We start from the raw sequence: 20,410 nt of genomic DNA, 5'->3' as shown, positions 1-20,410 counted from the left end.
TTGCCGATTTCTGCAGACGGCCGCACCGGCAACTTGTCCAATTCACCGCAGTGGCGCCAAATCGTCGGAGCCCACGGATTTTCGTGCCGGAGGCAAGTCGGTATCGCTAACTGAAAAATTTAATTCACCGGACATTATTTGCAAGCAAAAAGCTAAGACCGCAGTTTCAGGTCTTAGCTTTCATTTGTATTAGTTTACTTTTGGGACCCGCGGGAGCTTGACTTTAAATTCTGCACCATGGGGTTGGACGTCTGAAACTGTCATTTTTCCGCGATGAGCTTTAACGATCCAAGCACCGATCGACAGGCCTAAGCCACTGCCACCGGTTTTGCGATTGCGAGATTTGTCGGCGCGATAGAAACGTTCAAAGATGTGGGCTTTATCGTCATCGGAGATCGTTGGGCCAGAGTTGCCGACCACTAAGTTCCAATCATTGGCAGACACCGTGACTTTCACCCAGACGCGATCACCTGAGGCAGTGTATTTGAAGGAGTTGTCGAGCAATAACACAGTCAGTTGATGCAGTCGCTCCGCATCAAATAACACATTGCCGTGTTCTGGGAGATCCACTGAGAAAGTTTTATCTTGAGAGGCGGCAATGTCTTCGTATGGCCGCAACATTTTGGTGAAAAAGGCATTCAATTCATAAGGTTGAATATCCAGTTGCACGGCATTCGAGTCGGCCTTGGCGATCGTCAACAAGTCGCCCGTCAATTGCCGCAAACGTTTAGTTTCAGATAACGATGTGGCGATGGCTTCAGTTTGATCGATGATCTTGGCATTGGGTTTGGTCAACATTGCTTCTTGTTGACTTTGGATCACTGCTAGCGGCGCCCGCAGTTCGTGGGCGGCGTCGGCGACAAAGTCTTGTTGATGCTGCCAAGCGACCACGATCGGTGCTAGCGAGCGATTAGACAGCCAATAAGCTAACGCCAACGCCAACAACCAGAAAATCACCATCGTCAAGATCAAGGCTTGGCGGAACGTTTTCAAGGCAAACATTTGCGAGTCAATGTTTTGGACGATCATCACATATTTGCCAGCATAAGTGGAATTGGTGTTATTTTTTTTCACTTTGATCAACAAGGTGCGAAATGTCCCGCTGGTGGTGGTCAAGGTGCGTTTGTCGTTGACATATTTCTTGTTGAGTTTCATGTATTGCAAATAGGCGTAAGCATCCATACCGATTTGCGCTTGATTGGTGATCTTGCCTTGACTGTTGAACACTAAGATCGTGGTGCGCATCGGATTAGGCTCGTTGCCATTGGGTTTCCCGTTTTTAAACGGGTTGCGGCCGATGGTCCCAGTTTGGGAATTGGAAAGGGTTTTGCGCTTTTGTTGGACCAAAGTTTGATCGACATCGCGGTAAACTGAGCGTTCGTACATCACAAACACGATCAATCCCAGCGCGATAAACAACCCGGCAAAGCTCAGCAGTTGCGCGACAAACAAGCGCCTGCGTTGATGTTCGATGGCAGTGTCACTGTTCATTCAAACCCCTCACTTTGTAAAATGTAGCCGACACTGCGAATGGTTTTGATCATTGCTTCGGCTTCAGTGTGGCGTAGTTTCTTCCGTAAATTCGACATGTAAACTTCCACCACAGAAATCGCAGTATCTGAATCAAAGCCCCACAGCCGATCAAAAATCTGATCTTTGGTGATGATGGTGTCAGCATTTTGCAACAAGTAAACCAACAAGTCATATTCTTTGCCATTTAAAGTGACGGGGGTGTTATTGACGTTAGCGGAGTGATTGGCAACATCCACTGACAGTGGCCCACAGCGCAACACGTTGTCAGCGGCAAGTTTGCCAGTACGCTTTAACAACGCCTTGAGCCGCATGATCAATTCTTCGCGGTGGAAAGGCTTGGTCAAGTAATCATCGCCGCCTAACGTAAACCCCCGTAATTTATCGGCAAGGGCGTCTTTAGCAGTAAGGATCAACACTGGGGTTTGAACGGCTTTTTGACGAATGGTTTTTAATAAGTCAAAGCCGTTCATTTCCGGCAACATGATATCTAACACAATTGCGTCATAAATATCTTGTTCGGCCATAAATTCACCGTCGCCACCAGTTAGTGCGGCTTCCACGTCAGCAAAGTCGCTGATAAATTCGCAAATACTTTGATTTAAGTTAGGGTCGTCTTCAACGACTAAGATCTTTGGTTTTGTGGTCACTAGCTCGCACCTGCTTTCTCATTCTTTAGCATCTTACCTGTTGAGTCTAAAAACTACCTTAAAGCGTGTTGCAACTGCGCGTCAATCACGTAGAATAAAGGTAAACAACTGGGAGATGACAACATGGAACCCACTGAAAGTATTAGTCGTTTACAAAAAACTGAAGGCGCTAACACCTTTTTGGAACAAGGCTTTATCACCGAACGCGATGAACCGGCGATGATGGATAAAGATTGGTGCCAAGACTTTTTATTGCAAGTCAACGATGAATTGCGGTTGCGGAGTTTGACGCAGCGCGGCATTTTAGAAAAATTCAACTATTATATGGGTGACGGGATGATCATTTATAATCCTGACGAACTCACCCAAGCGGATGCCAAACGGAAATTGCGTTATGCCTTAGGCTTTCATAAATAAGCTAGTTTTCCCAACGCTGTGGCCAGCTTCGATTGCTTTGGTGGCGGCGACTAAATGTTTCAAATCAAACGGTGCCGTCGTGGTGACAGACGCTTGAATCACGCCGGCATCATATAATGTCGCCAGTTGATTGAGAATATGGCGCGTTGAGTCATAAGCGACGTTGAAGTCTGATTTGGTGAACATGTATTCTTGATCAAAACTTGCGGCTTTCGGTTTTAAACCAGCGAGATCAAGGGGATGGGTTGGGGTGACGATGGTGCCGATATGGCCAAGCGGCGCGATCAACTTAACCGCTTGTGCCAAATAGGGTTCTGGCGCGTATAAAATGGCGATCCCATCAACCAGCCGCGGAATTTGCTTGGCCCAATCGTCGTGATAATCTAGCGGTTGATCGACATGATGTTGCGTTAACCAATCGAAATGCTTCGAACTTGCTGTGGCAATGACCTGCAACCCGGCCCAATGGGCAAGTTGCGTGAGCATCGAGCCGACACCACCAGCCCCATTGATCACCAACAAACTTTTACCTTTGTTGGCGTTTAGTGCTGGGGTGAAGCCCATTTTTTCAAATAAAAGTTCCCAAGCAGTCAACCCAACTAATGGGATCGCCGCTAAGTCTGTTGCTGCGGGACGTTCAGGCACTGGTGCGGTCAAATGTGCAGGGACTGCTTGAAAATGTTGATAGCTCCCAGCTTTTTGGGTGGTGCCTGCGTAAAACACCCGTTGGCCGACGGTATATTCTTGAACCGCACTGCCGACTGCAGTAATGTGGCCGACGCCGTCATAACCGAAAATTTTCGGATGAGCTTGGGGCTTTAAGTTCGCGCGTAATTTGGTGTCGATCGGATTTAAACTGATCGCTTCTAGCTGCACCACGACTTCATCTGCGGCAGGCGTTGGGATCGGTAAGTCAATTTCTGTAAACACATCAGGGTCGTCGATCGCACGACCGTTGAAGGCGGCAATGGCAAGATTTTTTGGCATGGTAAGCCTCCGATAGATTAAGTTTTTAATAGCTCTAGTGTAAATCATTCCCACAATCTGGTAAACTGGTCTCAACTTGTACAATCGGAGGAAACCCATGTCCCATGTCAAAAAAAGCCATGCATATGGTTTACTTATTTTATTAATCATCGCCGCAGTCGGTTTTAGTTGGCTCGGTTGGTTTGCCACGAATCCTCAAGATCTCATGGCCAAAGCCGCAACGATCAGCTTAGGCGTCGGCTTAGCGGTTGGGGTGTGGTTATTAGTTGGCTTAGACGCCAGTTGTCAAACCCGCCGCGGACGCTTCGGCGTTGATATCGTGGTCGGTGGGGCGATGATGTTGTTGATCTACATCTTTATGCTTGGGTTGACTTTTGATTGGCTGTTCACATTCGGGGCTATCGGGATCGTGTTGGTATTATCATTACTGTTTGCCGCTCGACGCATTTAATGATTTTTGGTGGCTGAGACATACGCGAACTTAGCATAGAGTAGAAGGCGCCTGCCGAGTAAATCCCGAACTTAGGATTTGCTTGGCAGGCGCCTTCTTTGCAAATGCGTTGCTTTATGGCTCGTACAATCTTGTCATTGTCGTGTTTATTTTGATGCCTTTAATGATGTCCTGGTCTCTTTTTTGTGGGATTTAAACTTGGGATTCCAGCTTCCGGCCCAATTTCTAATCACTGCCACTCAACAGACGACTATTTCCGCACCCGTGTCGATCATGACATGAAAAAAGCTAAGACGTCGTTGTCTTAGCTTTGCAATGCGGTTATTGCACATGTTCAATGGCAATTTGAATGTTTTCTGGAACCCGTGGACGTAAAATTGCGATCAAGCTTGCCAAGTCAATACGGAAGGTCATCCGCACGAACCGCCGCGGATTCAAGTTGAAGATCGCCACCACCATTTGTTTGCCATTAGGAAGATCTAGCGGCGTTAAGGTGATCGCTGATAACTTGGTATAAGGGATCACGCGAGAGAAAATACCAGTCGCGATCACTTTTGTTGGCGTCAAGCCAGAGTTGCCAGCCATGATCACCAAGGTGATGAACGCTGCTGCAAAAACGATGTAGGCAATGCTAGTTGTACCTGATTCCACCAGTAAGGCGGCTAAGATGCCGGCAAAGAAGACTTGAAATAAGGCGTAGCCGCCGCGTACATCGATTTTGTTTTGCCAAAATAAGAAATATCCGCCAGCTGCGATCATTGCAGCGTCTAAAATAATAAAGAATATGTCAACCATGGTTAATCCTTTCCATCGTTTGCTTCTGGATACAAGCCGCTGACTTGTTGATACCAATGAAACAAGCGGGTGATGATGATTTTAATGACGGCAAAGCCTGGGATCCCTAAGATCACGCCGACTAAACCGAATAGATTCCCTGCGGTCAACAACACGATGACGATCGTTAAGGGATGCATTTCAAGCTTGGAGCCCATCACTAATGGTGAAATCAGTTGTGTTTCGATCAACCATTCGATAAAGAAAGTGATGATCACTGCGATCAACATTTTCGGTGAAGTGGTGGCACCCACGATCAACGCAGGGACCATCGCCAGCGCTGAGCCAAAGTACGGGATCAAGTTCAAAGGCCCGGCGATCAAGCCCAACACTAAGGCAAATTTCAACCCAATGACAGAGAAGCCAACCATAAAGATGATCGCCACTGCCATCGCCACAGTTAATTGACCTTGAACATAAGAGCCGACTTTATCATTCATTTCATGCAAGGTATCACTCATACTACGCCGCAACCGCGTGGGAAACAAGTTGACTAACAATGGGGCGAAGTGATCGCCTTCTTTTAATAAGAAGAATAAAATGATCGGCGCCGTGGACACGGTGATCATCACGTTGCCAACGATCCCAAAGAAACTTTGTAAACCAGAAACTGTGCCTGATAATAAGGAGCCTTTTTTACTGTTGAGGCTGGCCATGAACTCTTTGCCGAATTGATTAAGATCGGCTTGAGAGATGAAACTTTGATTTTCGTTGAGGTGCGTCAGCCAGTCGGAGAAGGATTGCCAGTATTGCGGGTAATATTTGACGATGTTGTTAAATTGCTGCTCGATCGGCGGCACCACTTTGACGATCGCCAATACCAACAACCCCAACACGACAATGAATACTAACGCAATGGCGAGAATGCGTTTGACGCCATGTTTTTGTAAAAAATTCACCAGCGGGTTCAGCAAGTAAAATAGCACCCCGGCTAAAATAAATGGTGGGGCGACGATGCCGACAAAAGCACCCACTGGCTTAAACAACCAAGCGATTTGGGTAAAGATCCAAATGCCGAGCAGTACCAACACGATATTCAAGCACACCGTGGTGAATCGATTATTAAGAAAACGGCGGTAGAACCAGGACTTATGCTCCATTGGGTGCCTCCTTGCACGGGTTTCTTCTATTAGTGTACCGAATCTGCGCGCAATTTGCGAATTAACCCTGTGGGCGTCATAAAATGTTAACGCTTACCTAAAAGCCTGTTATACCGCCGCTGAAATGTATCTGAATGTAAATTTGGTTTGTAAATTCACGATACAAAGTCTATAAATGCCCACAATCGGGCACTTAATGTAAAATTAATGTATATTTGAGCTTTACATTCGGAGGATTTCAGGTATACTAGTAATCATAGCAAACCAATTGTGGTGGAAGGGAGTGTCATCAATGACATCAATCGAGATTATGAAATGGGTATTACGGGTCATGATTGTGTTAACAGTCGTCCTCATGTTTACTCATATGGCAACAGTTGCAATTCTCTTGTTAGCCGTCGATGTGCACTTCGGCGTCTTCTATCTGATGACGCGTAACAAGTGCGATCGCCGCCAACTCAAACACATTCCAGTGACTCACCGGATGTAAAAGTTTTGCCCACATCGCGCACCAGCCGTGCCGAAATGTGATTTTGACCCAGACAAAAAATGTCTGGGTCTTTTTTATTTGGTGGCGGGTCAGTCATTTGAAATTGGAACTCCAGCTGGCCGCCGGGACGTGGAGAGGGTCCGAATCGGAGCTAGGCGAGAGCTGTAGCCGGCCGCACCGGCAACTTGTCCAATTCACCGCAATGATCCCAAATCGTCAGAGCCGACAGCGTTTTCGTGCTGCCAGGCAATGGTGAGACTCATACTTTTAGCATTTGTTGTAACAAAATAGCCGGATCACTGGGATCCGGCTAACAGGATTTAGTCGAGGATCGGGCGATACAAGCTGACCACAATGCCTAAGATCACGACATTGTCAAAATACATATCGTCCATATCATCATTTTCAGGATGGAGGCGGATGCGACCGTCTTCTTTGTAGAAGCGCTTGACCGTGGCTTCAGAATCTTCAGTCATCGCCACAACCACTTGACCATTTTCAGCATTTTGTTGTTTCTTGACGATGATTTGATCACCGTTTAAAATGCCCATTTTGATCATGGAGTTCCCAGATACGCGCAACATGAATAATTCGTCGGCGTCATAGCCGATATCATCAGGTACTGGGAAGTAGTCGTCAATGTTTTGGATCGCGGTGATCGGGACACCTGCAGCAACCGTCCCGACAATCGGGATCCCACCGTTGGTAACGCCGATGTAATCGCGTCCGGCTTGGGTCAACATCAAGGTACGCGGCTTGGTCGGGTCTTTGGCGACTAAACCATTGTCTTCGAGTTTAACTAAGTGAGCAGCCACTGTGCTTGAACTGGAAAGGCCGACTGCCTTGCCGATTTCACGTACAGTTGGTGGAAAACCGCGATCTTCGATGGAGCTGTGGATCGTTTCGAGGATCTCTTGCCAACGTTTGTTCTTTTTTCCGGTAGGCATCTGGCCCACTCCTTTCGCGTACGCAACATGTTTTGATTACTTATAGCGTACCAGAGCGAACAGCTGTTTGCAACAATTTTTCTTGAAGAATCGTGATTTAATGCGTTTTCGCGTTATAAACTGCCAGCTTCGACAGTATGAGTTAAGGTCCATGTGATTTCTGCGCGCCAATGACTGTCCAAACTGGTTGTGGCGTCTTCCGTCGGTTGCAGCCGCAGGTCGATCGGCGGTGTTTCAACTTCGGTGCGGCCAGTTTGAATGACCGCGGCAGGGGCATCATAGTCGAGGCGCTGATCATTGATCAAAATGGCAAAAGGAAAATCCTTTTTCGACGGCGTAGCACCTAAATTGACACTTAACTGCCAATTTGCGACATCGTAGTGATCGATAACGGCGATGTTGACAGGATCCAGCGGTTTATTCACCTTGCGATCAAATAATTCAAGGCGAGTAAATTCCCAATTGAGTTTGTCAGGCGCATTGACAGATAACATCACGGATGGTTTGGCGATAGTGATCCCAGCATAATTAGACACTAAGGTATAGGCTTGCTGCGAGTTTTCCATAATCAGATCTAATTTGATCGCGTAAGGGGTCCCAGCTGCAGTGGCTTGCATCAAGGTTTTGATCAAACTACCAGTGCCTTGTATTTCAAAGGCAACTGCCGCATCGCTGAGGTCGTCGATATAACCTGAGGCATTGTTCACGCCGGTAAAATTACGCATCGACTTTTGATTGGGGAGATCTAATTGTAAACCTTTGGGCGTTTGTTTGGTGGGGGTGATCGTCCAATCATATTTCCACCGACCTGCAGGCAGTTGTTTTGCGGTTTCAGTGAGTCCTTGCGTGCTGTGAATTAAAGGTTTCAACGCGATGGCGTCGGCATTAGTATCCACCGCAGCTAAGCCGCCAATATGAAAGTCGTGAGTGGCCTTAGCTTTGCCTGCTGTGGCACCTAACGCTGCTGAAAGCCCAGGTCGTGCGGGATCCCAGTTGACTTGTTGACTCGCTTGTCCATGAAAGCCGACGGAAACACCAGAGGTATGCGCTAAGTTCACATTTTGGCTGGCAGTCCAGTTGATCCGATCGGTTGCATCGATCGGGGTCGTTTGCGTTGTTGCTTGATAGGCGGGACTGCCAGTACTTGGGAACACGACTTTTGGTGCTTGAATGCTCAGCGTTTTTGTCGGCTGCTTCACCAGCAAGCGACTGATATCACTGGCCACCAACGCCGAATTCGTCAAACTCATCGGCGTGTTAGTCGTATATTGAAAAAAATAGGTGCCAGGGGTGGTTGGTGTATAGCTAAAAGGAATCGTAAAACTCCAAACGCCGAACGGTACCGCTTTAGGGATCGTTTTGGTGTAAACGCGCTTCGCTTGATAACGACCGCCGACATAAGGTGCGACTTGCCAGATCGTTAAGGTCACATCCATGCTTTTGAAAGTGTCGAGAAACACTGGTCGGGAATAATAAGCCGTTAAATCTTGTGGAGTGTTCACGGTAGTGGTGAGATAGGCATTATCAGGTGTTGGCGGTGTGAACCCGCTGTTGAGCAACCAATTATATGGAGGCGTTGCTTTGGCAGGTGGCACATCCCAAAGACTCACTTGCGGGTACAGGATCTCTGGTAGTTCTGCCGCTTGCACTGGTTTGCCGCCAGTCAGTGACAAGACCAATAACAACACCCACCATCCATGGCGTTTGCTTGATTTCACTAAAATCAGCGCCAACATCATCACGCCAGCAAATACTAATGGCATGCTACGCTGATTGCCAGTGGCGGGAAGATTTGGATGCGGACGGGCGAGAATTTCACCTTTGGCGACTTGCGGGGGATCGCCAGTGACTGTGATCGTCATGTGCGTTTTCATGATTTTCTCCTTGTGGTGAGCAACCAAATGATCACTGCGATCATGACCACAACTAAACCAATCAAGGCGTAGACCCACCAAGGTAGCAGTGTAGTTGCGGCCTTCGGGGTGACTTTGGCGATTTGGTCACCGGTGATGATCAAAGTTTTGGTGAGGTGATAGCTTTGTTTGCCAGACGTGAGGCGTAGATCCAAGGTGTAGGTACCAGGGGTCAAGGCTTTTTTCAACGGTAATTGCAAAGGCATGATCGCATTAGGCGCCATTTGCGCGTTGTTGAGGACTTGTTTGCCTAGGCTTTTGTGATCAGCGTCATACAAGTTTAAGGTTTGCGTGATGTGACCGAAAAGTCGCGGGGTGTGATTGCTTAAGTCAGCAGTGATCGTTGGGGTTTGGTTGTTTTGCTGGAGCTTTGGTTGACTTAAGGTGAGGTGGGGGTTCACGGTTAACGCGTGATCGATGGTCACGTGGATCGGGATCGCCATAGCAAAGCGATTTTGAATCCCGCTGCTCGACTTTTCTTTGGCTGCGCGGACATACCAACTGCCTAGGCGTTCACCTGACCACTTGGTGTTAGGTACCTTGATGTGAGTTTCTACTGTCGTTTTGCTGTTGGCAGGGACGTTGATGGTTTGTTTCGGGGTTTCGATCATTGACAGTAAACTAGGCCCAGCGTCTTTGACTAGCTTCGCACCTGGCGTGTAAAGCAGTTGACCGTTGCTTGAAACGCCTGCAGATAAAAATTCTAACTCAAAGTCGCGCGCATGATCCGCTTTATTGGTAATGGTGATCGCCAGCGTTTGTGTGGCGTTGGCTTTAAGTTGAAATTGAAAATAACTTTGACTTTCAGCACTTGGGGTTGCCGGCGTCACCGTGAAATCAGAGCCGGCTGCATTAACTGTTGTTGGCGCGACCCAGAAAAACAGAAACGCGAGTAACAAGCAGAACAATCGTTTCATTCATTCCTCCTGAAATTGACAAAAAAGAGCTGGGCGATTTATCGTCCAGCCCTTTGCGGACTACAGTGCAGCAGCAGGTTTCATGGTAGTGGTCAAGGTCCAAGTTAAATCAGCAACGTATTCAGAACCGTTCTTCGCTTTAGCTTTAGGCGTTCCAGTTTGAACGAGGTCTGCCTTTATTTGTGCAGCTGGCAGGGTCAAGGTGCCACGATCTTCCAAAGCAGCGGCTAATTGAGCCGAATCACCGCCGGTCGTTAATGGTGTTTCATTGACTTGGAACGTCGATTGTTGGTTTGGTTTAAGCGTCACGGTTGCAGAGTTTAAGACATCTTTTGGATCATCTTTGGCAGCAAATCGTGATAATGCCACTGCCAGTTGCCACTTTTCTTCGTGGTCTGCCGTGCGGGTGTCGACAATTTGGAGGTCGTGGATTGCCTCTTGGTTTAAACGTTGGAATTTTGTATAAATTTCAGTGACGGTGGCTTCTTTAAAATTGAAGTCAGGCGCGGAACTCAAGTACAGTTGATTGTCATCAGTCTCAGAAGCGACGACTTTGACGGTCGCCTTGGTGGGGCCTTTCACTTCGGCGGCATGAACAGTGGCATTGGCGCTAGTAAGCGCCGCGATCGTAGCGGCACCAGCAATGAAGATAGGGGTGAATTTCATGAGTATTCCTCCTAAGTTGAGTGAGTGGCGATTGAAGTTGGCCCTAGCTTATCAAGACAGAATGCCGGAATCAACTAGTACAGGAAAAAACAATATTTTCACGTTTCAAATAATGGTTCAGAATAATTAATGTAATAAAAATAGTGCCTGCAATTAGCAGACACTACTTATATCACTATTGATTTAAAGTGCTGAGGTCATCGTCTTTGATATGTTTGTAAATCGGACCATCAGGGAGTTGTTGCATTTTGGTTTTGGAGATTTTTTTAAAACTGAGGGTACTGGCTGATGCGTTAGGTTGCGCTGTACCAGTGAAGGTGTAAGTGAGATCCGCGATCGTTAACTTGCCATTGAAGATCCCCGCTTGACTTGAGGTGAAGTCTTCACCATTTTGTCTGGTTTGGACATCGAGATAATAGCCTGACGTTGATGCCGTAAACTGTAACACTTGATCATGATCGTCAACATTGACAAAGCTGTGACCGATTAAATCGGACTCGCGGGCTTTTAGTGGTGCCGGCTTTTTGGCTTTGGGTTTGACGACTTTGGTGCTGGTTTGACTAGGCTTGCTACTGGTTGTTTTCGTCGGTTTGGCTTGGCAACCTGCTAAACTCAATACCAACGCGATGATGAGTAATCCGCGCATGATCATACCTCCATGTGCTTAGTGTAGCACGCGCACAGCGATCATGACGATGGGGATCACCACCATGGAAAATAAAGTTGTTGCCGAAACAGTGATAGAAGCATTAGAAGCGTCAGCACCATAAAGCTTGGCAACCACTGGGGCGTTGGTCATCACAGGCATCGCCGATTGCAATAAGAAGACTTGTTTCATGAGCAATGGCACTGGTGCGGCAAACACCAACAAAAACATGATGATCGGGGCAAAGACGAAACGGCCTGCGAAGATCCCCAGTAATTCTTTGTTAAAGCGAATGTTTCGTAAACCTGCTTGATACATGCAGATCCCGATGAAAAACATAGAACCGGGGATGGTGAGATTCCCCACATAAGTGAGATCACTCATGATGAAATCAGGGAGCTTGATTTTTAACAACACGAAGATCACACCGACGATAAAGCCTAACAAAGGTGGTGAGAACACTTTGCCAAGGACCTTCTTTAAATCAAAATGTGCCGCATGCGGCCCGTCGGCTTGAATCAAATACACCCCGATAGTCCAAAAAATCGTGGTGTTGGCCATGTAGTACACCAGCACATAAGGCAAAGACTTCGGACCAAACAACGCCATATTCACTGGCAAGCCGATAAACACCGTATTGGAGTTGAAAAACATCGACTTAAACAACCCGCGGCGACCTTTAGGCACTGCTAAAGCGCGGCACACCCCAAAGGATAACCCAAATAAAATGGCCATCGACATGACGGGAAAGCGCAAGTCAGGCAAAATCGTCGCCAATTGTTTCGCAGAGAAGTCACTGGTGATGGTCACGATCATGTAAGCGGGCAAAGCCACTTGGGTGACGACTTTGGCAATGATGCGACTGGAGCGGTCATTGAACCAACCGACTGCGGTCAAGCCGTAGCCGATGGCGATCAAGATCAAGATTTCTAAAACGCCGAAAACACTAGATAAGAATGCTGTCACGGTGGGAACTCCTTTGTAGTGGGTGATAAAAACAATGATTCTATTGTATCACATCAATATAAAAATTAAAATATGTTGTGAAAATGATGAGAGAAACCAAAAAGTCGAGCGCTGTGCAACACGCTCGACTTTTGGAATTTATTGAATCTCACCGTCAGCATTCACGGTGACATATTGATTGTCACGGGTCTTTTGGTTGATCACCACAAAGGTGAAGTTCGTTCCAGTTTGGCCCATGGCGGTGATCGTATAATCTGAACTTGGATATTGTTGTTCAACAATCGCTTGAGCTTGACTGACTGTCATCTTGCTGGAACTGGAGCTTGAATCGCTTGTCGTGTCCGAATTACTGTCGGCGTTTGAATTGGTTGAATCGTTGGTCTTAGTATCCTGCTCATCAGCGGTCGTGTCAGCGTTAGCTGTGTCGTTATCGTCTGTCGTTGAGCTGTCGGCAGCGCGCGTTGTGGTAGACTGTGCATCCATGGCTTTGGCGATGGTCGGAACGCTATCGTTAGTGGTTGATAAACTCAACTTCGTGTCGACATAGCGATAAGTGGTTTTCGACACGCGGTTATTCAGCACTGTTTTTAAGTAGCTTGGGTAGCTGGCGTAATCACTGTCGTATTGGGTTGTAGCTTTGGGCACTTGATTGCGTTGGGCCTTTTTGCTGGTGTAGGTGAAGATCACGGCGTTTTGACTTTTCAGTTTGAAGGTCTTGCTACCAGAGTACGTGCCTGAGTCGACGATGGTGCGCACAGAATCACCTTGGATCACCAATTCGCGGCGATAGTGGCCATTTGTCTTCAAGGTCAAATAAACTTGAACCTTTAACCTTTCACCGTCGGGATCTTCGGCTTTTCCAGATGCTGTCCAAGTGCCGCTAGTGGTTTTCGTCGAACTGGCAGTAGGCGTCGTGTCGATCACTTTGGTCACGGAACTGGAATTTTGACTGTCAGGGCCTGAGACTTTGGCCCCGCGGAAAATCAGAAACAAGGTGGTCAAGGCAATTGCGATAATGATTAGAATGAAAAACCACAGGCCAAGATGCCGCCTGCGTCGTCTGCTTCGGCGCATAAGTTTCCTCCCAATGTGAATTGAATACCGTCCATTGTAACGCGTTTTTCTGAAAACGACAGGTTTCTTAAACATTTTTAATCCGATCAGCCGTGGTAAACTAGTGATGAGGTGAACGTTATGCAAGCAAATTACACCATTAATGCGGGTCGCATCGTTGAATCGGCCACGACCAGCCACTGGTTGCGCGTCACGGCGCCAAATCGCGACGAATTAGATGAACTCGATGACCGCTATCAATTTCCTTTCGACTATCTTGAAGCTGGGCTTGATCCTCATGAAGACCCTCGCGTCGTCGGCGTTCGCGACGGCAGCGATAAACCGGCTTTAATGGTGTTGCGGGTGCCGGTAGCTGACACCAATGCGCAAGGAGATCAAGTTTATGAAACAGTACCAATGGCTTTGATCTTAGTCGATGATCAATTGGTGACGGTTGCTTCTAAGCGTTTGCCGGTGGTCGATGACTTTATTGCACATACACGCGCGTTAGGCGACGCTGAAGATTTAGCGTTGGCGATGTTACAATCGGTACTTTCGGCATTTGTGCGCGATGTTGATGAAATGGATCAGCGCACGCGTGCCATGGAGTCACGTTTAGCCACTGCCAGCCGTAACACCTTGTTATATGAGATCATCGCCTTGGAGCGGAGTTTGGTGTATTTTGATGCGGCGTTGACCAAAACCCAAGCTGTGGTGAAGAAACTAGCGGATTCCGCCCAATATTTCACCACTGATGAACATTTATATCGCCTCCATGCCGTCAATGTTGAATGTGATCAAGTCCTCACTGTGTGTGATTGTGCGCGGGCGTTGCTTGATCAATACAATACGGCTGTGTCGGCGATCGTCGGCAATAACTTGAATTTGATCATGAAAGTGTTGACCAGTGTGTCGATCATTATGACGATCCCTGCGATCGTGTCTGGGATCTGGGGGATGAACACTTGGTTGCCGCTGCGGCATGGGATGAGTGGCTTTTTCATTTTGCTCGCGGTGATGGGCGTATTGTGTGGTGCGTGTGCATGGCTTTTGAAGAAAAAAGATTATTTCTAAAAAACGCCCATCTCCAAGAGACAGGCGTGACGTGATCATAAGTTACATAAGGTCAACGGATCGACCCATTCATCATATTGCGCTTCAGTGACTTTACCACTGGCAATGGCGGCAGCTTTTAGTGAGCTACCGTTTTTTTGTGCAGCTTGGGCAATGTGGGCACTGGCTTCATAGCCGATGTGAGGGGATAAAGCCGTGACTAACATCAAGGAATTATCCACTAATTCGCGCATCCGGACTTCATTGGCAGTCAAACCTTGCACCAGCAAATGACTGAATTGCGTCATCCCGCCGGCTAACAAGTCGCAAGATTCTAAGAAGCTGGCAATGATCACCGGTTTGTAAACATTCATTTCAAAATTCCCCTGGCTATTGGCCACACTGATGGTGACATCATTCCCTAAAACGCGCGTGGCGATCATCGTCAACGCTTCTGCTTGCGTCGGATTGACTTTACCAGGCATGATCGAACTCCCAGGTTCGTTAGCGGGGATCGTCAATTCGCCGTAGCCGCCGCGCGGACCTGAAGCTAAGAAGCGAATGTCATTGGCAATTTTCAACAAGTCAGTGGCTAAGGTTTTTAATGCACTGTGATTGATCGTCAATTCAGAATGTGCTGCCAAGCCATGAAATTTGTTCGGCATTGATGTAAATGGCGTCTTTGTGAGTTGTGCGATGGCTTGCACCATTTTGGTTGTTTGCTTAGCCGTGGTGTTAAGTCCGGTGCCTACAGCAGTACCACCTAAAGGCAAAGCCAACAGTTGTGGCAACAAGGCGCGCAACGTTTCAACATCTTGTTGCAACGTCGCGACCCAGCCTGAAACTTCTTGTCCGAAAGTCAAAGGTGTCGCATCTTGCAAATGGGTGCGACCAAGTTTCACCGTGTGCATGTATGCGACTTGTTTGGCTTCTAGTTGATCGATCAATTCATTTAATGCGGTGATCACTTGCTGACCGGCAGCATAGGCGGCCATGTGCATCGCAGTGGGGAAGGTATCATTTGAGCTTTGACCGCAGTTGACATGATCGTTAGGTAAAACCGGATCTGATGAATGTTGACTAGCCAAATGCGCAAGCACTTCATTAACGTTCATATTCGTTTGGGTGCCTGAGCCGGTTTGATAAACCCGCAATGGAAAGCTTTGCGCAAGTTCTGTGTCTTTTAACGCGAGTAATTGCTTCGCCGCTTGTTGGATCGCGGTACTGATTGTTTGTGAAATACTGCCAGTTTCACCATTGACGATCGCAGCAGCAAGTTTCACTTGAATCAAACTGCGGATCACTGGCATCGGCATTTGCGGACCGGTGGTGAAGTTATGGCGAGAGCGTTCAGTTTGCGGACCCCACCAAACATTATCTGGAATTTCCACAGCACCTAATGAATCATGTTCAATACGCATAATTGCCTCCTAAGCATGTTGATTTAACAGCGTCATTAATTCGGTCATCGTTGGCGTTAACACTTGCCCTCGGCGTGTCACCACAGAAATACTGAAGCGCGGCTGACCGGATTCACTTAATGGGACACAAGCCAAGTCGTCAGCGTCAGTCACCGCAGTAGTTGCCAGCAACCCAATGCCGACCCCAGCATGGATCATCGATTTTAACAAGGCAACATCAGGCGTGCGGTAGACGACACTTGGTTGGATCCCTGATGCTTGGGTGAACCACTGCATCGCTTTGGTGTGAACATACCCTTCAGAAAAAGTAACAAAAGGTTCATCTGCCAATTCCGCAAAACTGATCGTCTCACGCCGCGCGTTGGGGTGAGTCTTCGGCATCACGGCGACAAATGGGTCTGCGGCAACCGTATGCACGTCAAGGTCTGGTGCGACTAATGGTCCGGTGGCGCCGAGTAATGCGACGTCTAAATGGCCGGCGCGTAAGTCTTCTAATAAATTGGTGCTTCCGGCTTCATGGGTTTCAAGATCAGGCATCAAACCGCTTGCGACCAGTCGTGGTGCCAGTTTGGGAAAATAAAAACTCCCAATGATCGGCGGCAACCCAAAGCGAATCTTAGGATGACGTAGCGCGCGTAGCTCTTTTTCTGCGAGTTTAAGTTGTTTGCCAACGACATTGGCGCGTTGATAAAGTTGTTGGCCTGCAGGGGTGATGGTCAAACTCCCGTGGCTTTGATCGCGATCGATCAACTGAATGGCAAATTGACTTTCCAACCGTTTCAACGCCAGGGTGATGGTTGGTTGGGTGACGCCAAACTTTTTAGCAACTTGTGAAAAATTTTTTTCATCGCAAAGCGCGACAAAATATTCTAGGTCGCGTGTATTCATTGCCCCGCCTCCTCATATTAACAAATCTTATCACATCTACGCCGTTTGACTATATTTTTTTGCAAGGAATATGCTGTTACTCGTAAACAACGACAGGAGGAAATCGTAATGAAATATACAGCCCAACAATTATTACATGACCCATTTTTAAACAAAGGTACTGCCTTCACCCAAGCAGAACGCGACGCATACGGCTTGAACGGATTACTGCCTAGCGCGATTCAATCACTGAGCCAACAAGTCAAGCAAGCTTATGCGCAATATGAAAGTAAAAATGATAACTTACAAAAGCGTTTGTTCTTAATGCAATTGTTCAACACCAACCACGTGTTGTACTACAAGTTGTTCTCTGAACACATCGCAGAATTCATGCCAGTGGTTTATGACCCAACCATTGCTGACACCATCGAAAACTACTCCGCATTGTTCGTTGAACCTCAAAATGCGACATATTTGTCCATCGATGCGCAAGATGACATCGAATCAGCTCTGCGTCGTTCCGCTAACGGCCGCGACATTCGTTTATTAGTGGTCACTGACGCTGAAGGGATCTTAGGGATCGGCGACTGGGGCACGCAAGGTGTTGATATCGCTGTGGGTAAGTTGATGGTTTACACTGCCGCTGCCGGCATCGATCCTTCCCAAGTGTTACCAGTGGTATTAGATGCTGGGACCAACAATCAAGAATTGTTGAACGATGACTTATACCTTGGCAACCGTCACGAACGTGTTTATGGCGACAAATACCACGCCTTTGTTGACAAGTTCGTCGCCACTGCTGAAAAGTTGTTCCCACGTTTGTACTTGCATTTTGAAGACTTCGGTCGTGCTAACGCCGCTGATATCTTAGATCAATACAAGAACCAAATCACGACTTTCAACGATGATATTCAAGGTACTGGGATCATTGTGTTAGCCGGGATGCTGGGTGCCTTGAACATTTCCAAGCAAAAAATGACTGACCAAGTTTACATGAGCTTTGGTGCTGGGACTGCGGGTGCCGGGATCGCTGCTCGGGTTTATGAAGAATACTTGCAACAAGGCATGGCGCCAGAAGAAGCGAAGAAGCACTTCTATTTAGTCGACAAGCAAGGGTTGTTGTTTGATGATGACGAAACCTTGACGCCTGCCCAAAAAGTATTCGCCCGTTCTCGTTCAGAATTTGCTAACGCTGATGAACTGACTAGCTTAGAAGCTGCAGTCAAAGCGGTACATCCTGACGTGTTAGTCGGGACTTCCACACAACCTGGCACCTTTACTGAAAGCATTGTGAAGGAAATGGCTGCACATACTGAACGTCCGATCATTTTCCCATTGTCTAACCCGACTAAGTTAGCAGAAGCCAAAGCTGAAGATTTGATCAAGTGGACTGATGGCAAAGCGTTAGTTGCCACCGGGATCCCAGCAGCACCGGTTGTTTACAACGGTGTCACTTACGAAATCGGTCAAGCGAACAACGCCTTGGTATACCCAGGTCTTGGGTTAGGGACGATCGCTGCGACTAGCAAGTTATTGTCAGATGACATGATCTCTGCTGCTGCACACTCCTTAGGTGGGATCGTGGATCCTGACCTTGCCGGCGCTGCGGTATTGCCACCAGTGACGAAATTGGATCAATTCTCCAAGACTGTGGCATTAGCCGTTGCCAACCAAGCGGTTAAAGATGGTTTGAACGTTGATGACATCAAAGACGTTGAAAAAGCTGTTTCTGATATGCAATGGGCACCAGAATATCAACCATTAAACATTGAAATGGCTGATTAATTAAAATCTGCAACACAACAATAGAAGGGGGACGACAAAGTGACTGCTTTATACACTTCCGTCCAAAGTATTTTAACGATCGTTTTGATCATTGCTTTGGGGTACATTTTACAAAAAAAGGGCTGGTTTGATGAAGCCTTTGGCGGCACCATTTCCACATTATTGATGAAAGTGGCCTTGCCTGCATCGATTTTCATTTCTGTTTTGGAACGCTTGACATTAAGCAAGCTGATCTCGATTTCCAGTGGCTTAGTTTACGGCTTCGGTGCCGTGATTTTAGGCTACATCGTGGCGTTTGCCTTAGTGAAACTCTTGAAGGTACGCCCAGGTCGTCGCGGGACGTTTATCAACATGTTCGTCAACGCCAACACCATTTTCATCGGGTTGCCGTTAAACCTCGCTTTGTTCGGCGATAAAGCGACACCTTACTTCTTGACTTATTATGTGGTGAACACTGTGTCCACTTGGACCTTAGGCGCCTTCATTATGAGTTGGGATGACCCAACGAAAATCGCTGGCACTGGTGAAAAAACTAGCTTTAACTGGAAGAAGTTATTACCAGCACCATTAGTCGGCTTCATCGTCGCCTTGGTCTTCTTGCTGTTGAACATTCCATTTGTCAATGTCGGTTGGTTAGGCTTTGCCAAAAACACTTTAGATTATGTGGGTTCTTTGGTCACACCGTTATCATTGATCTACATCGGGATCATTTTAGCGAAAGCTGGCTTTGGTGCTATCAAGTTCGACCGCGATTCCATCGTGGCCTTGATCGGTCGCTTCATTGTCGCACCGCTATTGATCACCGCGTTGATCGTGATGGGGATCCACTCAGGCTTCAACGTCCCATCTTTGGAAGCGAAGACCTTGATCATTCAAGCGTCTGCTCCAGGACTTGCAGTATTGCCGATTTTAGCAAACCAAGCGCATGCTGATGAAGAATATGCAACGAATGTGGTGACCTTATCCACTGTGTTGTTTGCCATCGTGGTGCCGATCGTGATGATGCTGATTCAAGGTTTCTAATATGCCAAAATGGCATTGATTCACAATTAAAAAACGCTGACTCGTTATGAGTCGGCGTTTTTTGTTGTGGTGACAGGAATTTCAACAAATTCGTCGTCGCCGATAGTCAAGCTCAATTGACCAGAGAGTAAATTGGTGAGGTCATTTTCCAAGTTTTCGAGCGCCGATTCCGGGACACTGGTTTCAATTTCGACGTTAACGGCGTAATTTATGATCATCGGCAACGCATTTGCTTCAAGGTAATGTTGCACCGATCCGAGCTGTGCATATGAAATGGCAATGGTGACTTGCTTTTGCAAGCGGCGCTCAACGATCCCGATTTCATTGACGGCGTTAGAAACACTGTTTGAATAAGCGCGGATCAACCCGCCTGCACCGAGTTTGATGCCACCGAAATATCTGGTGGTGACGGCGCAGACATCATGTAGGCCCATTTCTTGTAAGGTTTTCAACATTGGGACTCCGGCGGTGCCACTAGGTTCCCCATCATCATTGGCGCGTTGAATATGATCATCGTCGCCGAGTAAGTATACCGGGACGTTGTGATTGGCTTTGTAGTGCGTCTTTTTAACTTGAGCGATGAACGCTTGGGCATCAGCTTCTGATGTGATGCGCGCAAGTTGGGTGATGAAGCGAGATTTTTTATTGATCAGCTCAGCTTCACCGTTTTGTTGGATCGTGCGATAAACCATGG

Annotated in this window: 21 protein-coding genes; 6 read left to right on the top strand and 15 right to left on the bottom strand. The window is 47.4% G+C overall.

Annotated elements, in window-relative coordinates; translation table 11 throughout:
• Positions 1–189: 189 nt before the first annotated feature.
• Positions 190–1,491, bottom strand: a complete 1,302-nt coding sequence (locus EKM92_RS09780) for a sensor histidine kinase (protein WP_125710306.1) — start codon at positions 1,489–1,491, stop codon at positions 190–192.
• Positions 1,488–2,180, bottom strand: coding sequence for a response regulator transcription factor (locus tag EKM92_RS09775; protein ID WP_125710304.1), 693 nt, complete (start codon positions 2,178–2,180; stop codon positions 1,488–1,490). The genes EKM92_RS09780 and EKM92_RS09775 overlap by 4 nt, the downstream gene beginning before the upstream one ends.
• Positions 2,181–2,303: 123 nt before the next feature.
• Between EKM92_RS09775 and EKM92_RS09770 the strand changes: the two genes are divergently transcribed.
• Positions 2,304–2,597 (top strand): hypothetical protein, encoded by a 294-nt coding sequence (locus EKM92_RS09770; RefSeq protein WP_125710302.1) that lies wholly within the window; start codon positions 2,304–2,306, stop codon positions 2,595–2,597.
• Here EKM92_RS09770 and EKM92_RS09765 read toward each other — a convergent pair.
• Positions 2,580–3,584: an alcohol dehydrogenase catalytic domain-containing protein gene (locus tag EKM92_RS09765; RefSeq protein WP_125710300.1), complete on the bottom strand. Its 1,005-nt coding sequence runs from the start codon at positions 3,582–3,584 to the stop codon at positions 2,580–2,582. The genes EKM92_RS09770 and EKM92_RS09765 overlap by 18 nt on opposite strands.
• Positions 3,585–3,681: 97 nt before the next feature.
• On the opposite strand from EKM92_RS09765, the gene EKM92_RS09760 reads away from it, so the two are divergent.
• Positions 3,682–4,035 (top strand): hypothetical protein, encoded by a 354-nt coding sequence (locus EKM92_RS09760; RefSeq protein WP_125710298.1) that lies wholly within the window; start codon positions 3,682–3,684, stop codon positions 4,033–4,035.
• Positions 4,036–4,356: 321 nt separating this feature from the next.
• On the opposite strand, the gene EKM92_RS09755 is transcribed toward EKM92_RS09760, so the two are convergent.
• Together EKM92_RS09755 and EKM92_RS09750 are read right to left on the bottom strand one after the other, a co-directional pair.
• Complete coding sequence (locus tag EKM92_RS09755) at positions 4,357–4,830, bottom strand: hypothetical protein (RefSeq protein ID WP_125710296.1); 474 nt, start codon at positions 4,828–4,830, stop codon at positions 4,357–4,359.
• A gap of 2 nt (positions 4,831–4,832) precedes the next feature.
• On the bottom strand, positions 4,833–5,969 hold the full coding sequence (locus tag EKM92_RS09750) for an AI-2E family transporter (RefSeq protein WP_125710294.1): 1,137 nt from the start codon (positions 5,967–5,969) through the stop codon (positions 4,833–4,835).
• A gap of 292 nt (positions 5,970–6,261) precedes the next feature.
• Between EKM92_RS09750 and EKM92_RS09745 the strand changes: the two genes are divergently transcribed.
• Positions 6,262–6,459 carry a hypothetical protein gene (locus tag EKM92_RS09745; protein ID WP_056964344.1) on the top strand — a complete coding sequence of 66 codons (198 nt, stop codon included), beginning with the start codon at positions 6,262–6,264 and terminating at the stop codon, positions 6,457–6,459.
• 320 nt (positions 6,460–6,779) lie between these two features.
• Here EKM92_RS09745 and lexA read toward each other — a convergent pair whose 3' ends face one another.
• The 7 genes from lexA to EKM92_RS09710 form a co-directional block, all read right to left on the bottom strand.
• Complete coding sequence (gene lexA, locus EKM92_RS09740; RefSeq protein WP_125710292.1) at positions 6,780–7,406, bottom strand: transcriptional repressor LexA; 627 nt, start codon at positions 7,404–7,406, stop codon at positions 6,780–6,782.
• Between the two features lie 113 nt (positions 7,407–7,519).
• Complete coding sequence (locus EKM92_RS09735; RefSeq protein ID WP_125710290.1) at positions 7,520–9,280, bottom strand: LPXTG cell wall anchor domain-containing protein; 1,761 nt, start codon at positions 9,278–9,280, stop codon at positions 7,520–7,522.
• Positions 9,277–10,236 (bottom strand): WxL protein host-binding domain-containing protein, encoded by a 960-nt coding sequence (locus EKM92_RS09730; RefSeq protein WP_125710288.1) that lies wholly within the window; start codon positions 10,234–10,236, stop codon positions 9,277–9,279. Before EKM92_RS09730 ends, EKM92_RS09735 begins: the two co-directional genes overlap by 4 nt.
• Before the next feature lie 60 nt (positions 10,237–10,296).
• Positions 10,297–10,902 (bottom strand): WxL domain-containing protein, encoded by a 606-nt coding sequence (locus EKM92_RS09725; protein ID WP_125710286.1) that lies wholly within the window; start codon positions 10,900–10,902, stop codon positions 10,297–10,299.
• Between the two features lie 175 nt (positions 10,903–11,077).
• Positions 11,078–11,548, bottom strand: a complete 471-nt coding sequence (locus EKM92_RS09720; protein WP_125710284.1) for a hypothetical protein — start codon at positions 11,546–11,548, stop codon at positions 11,078–11,080.
• A gap of 18 nt (positions 11,549–11,566) precedes the next feature.
• A complete protein-coding gene (locus EKM92_RS09715) occupies positions 11,567–12,514 on the bottom strand; it encodes an AEC family transporter (protein ID WP_125710283.1) in 948 nt (315 codons plus the stop codon).
• Positions 12,515–12,652: 138 nt separating this feature from the next.
• Positions 12,653–13,588 (bottom strand): hypothetical protein, encoded by a 936-nt coding sequence (locus EKM92_RS09710; protein ID WP_125710281.1) that lies wholly within the window; start codon positions 13,586–13,588, stop codon positions 12,653–12,655.
• Positions 13,589–13,708: 120 nt separating this feature from the next.
• Here EKM92_RS09710 and EKM92_RS09705 point away from each other — a divergent pair, with 120 nt between their 5' ends.
• Positions 13,709–14,641 carry a magnesium transporter CorA family protein gene (locus EKM92_RS09705; RefSeq protein ID WP_125710279.1) on the top strand — a complete coding sequence of 311 codons (933 nt, stop codon included), beginning with the start codon at positions 13,709–13,711 and terminating at the stop codon, positions 14,639–14,641.
• A gap of 35 nt (positions 14,642–14,676) precedes the next feature.
• On the opposite strand, the gene EKM92_RS09700 is transcribed toward EKM92_RS09705, so the two are convergent.
• Together EKM92_RS09700 and EKM92_RS09695 are read right to left on the bottom strand one after the other, a co-directional pair.
• Complete coding sequence (locus EKM92_RS09700) at positions 14,677–16,041, bottom strand: class II fumarate hydratase (protein ID WP_125710277.1); 1,365 nt, start codon at positions 16,039–16,041, stop codon at positions 14,677–14,679.
• 9 nt (positions 16,042–16,050) lie between these two features.
• A complete protein-coding gene (locus tag EKM92_RS09695) occupies positions 16,051–16,929 on the bottom strand; it encodes a LysR family transcriptional regulator (protein ID WP_125710275.1) in 879 nt (292 codons plus the stop codon).
• A gap of 51 nt (positions 16,930–16,980) precedes the next feature.
• Here EKM92_RS09695 and EKM92_RS09690 point away from each other — a divergent pair, with 51 nt between their 5' ends.
• Positions 16,981–18,693, top strand: coding sequence for a malolactic enzyme (locus EKM92_RS09690; RefSeq protein WP_263853894.1), 1,713 nt, complete (start codon positions 16,981–16,983; stop codon positions 18,691–18,693).
• 39 nt (positions 18,694–18,732) lie between these two features.
• Positions 18,733–19,716, top strand: a complete 984-nt coding sequence (locus EKM92_RS09685) for an AEC family transporter (protein WP_125710271.1) — start codon at positions 18,733–18,735, stop codon at positions 19,714–19,716.
• Between the two features lie 44 nt (positions 19,717–19,760).
• Here the strand turns inward: EKM92_RS09685 and EKM92_RS09680 are convergent, their stop codons facing one another.
• Positions 19,761–20,408: a YigZ family protein gene (locus EKM92_RS09680; protein ID WP_125710269.1), complete on the bottom strand. Its 648-nt coding sequence runs from the start codon at positions 20,406–20,408 to the stop codon at positions 19,761–19,763.
• Positions 20,409–20,410: the final 2 nt, after the last annotated feature.

The organism is Lacticaseibacillus porcinae (assembly GCF_003946305.1).
Lineage (GTDB): Bacteria > Bacillota > Bacilli > Lactobacillales > Lactobacillaceae > Lacticaseibacillus > Lacticaseibacillus porcinae.
This window is presented reverse-complemented; position numbering and strand designations above follow the sequence as displayed.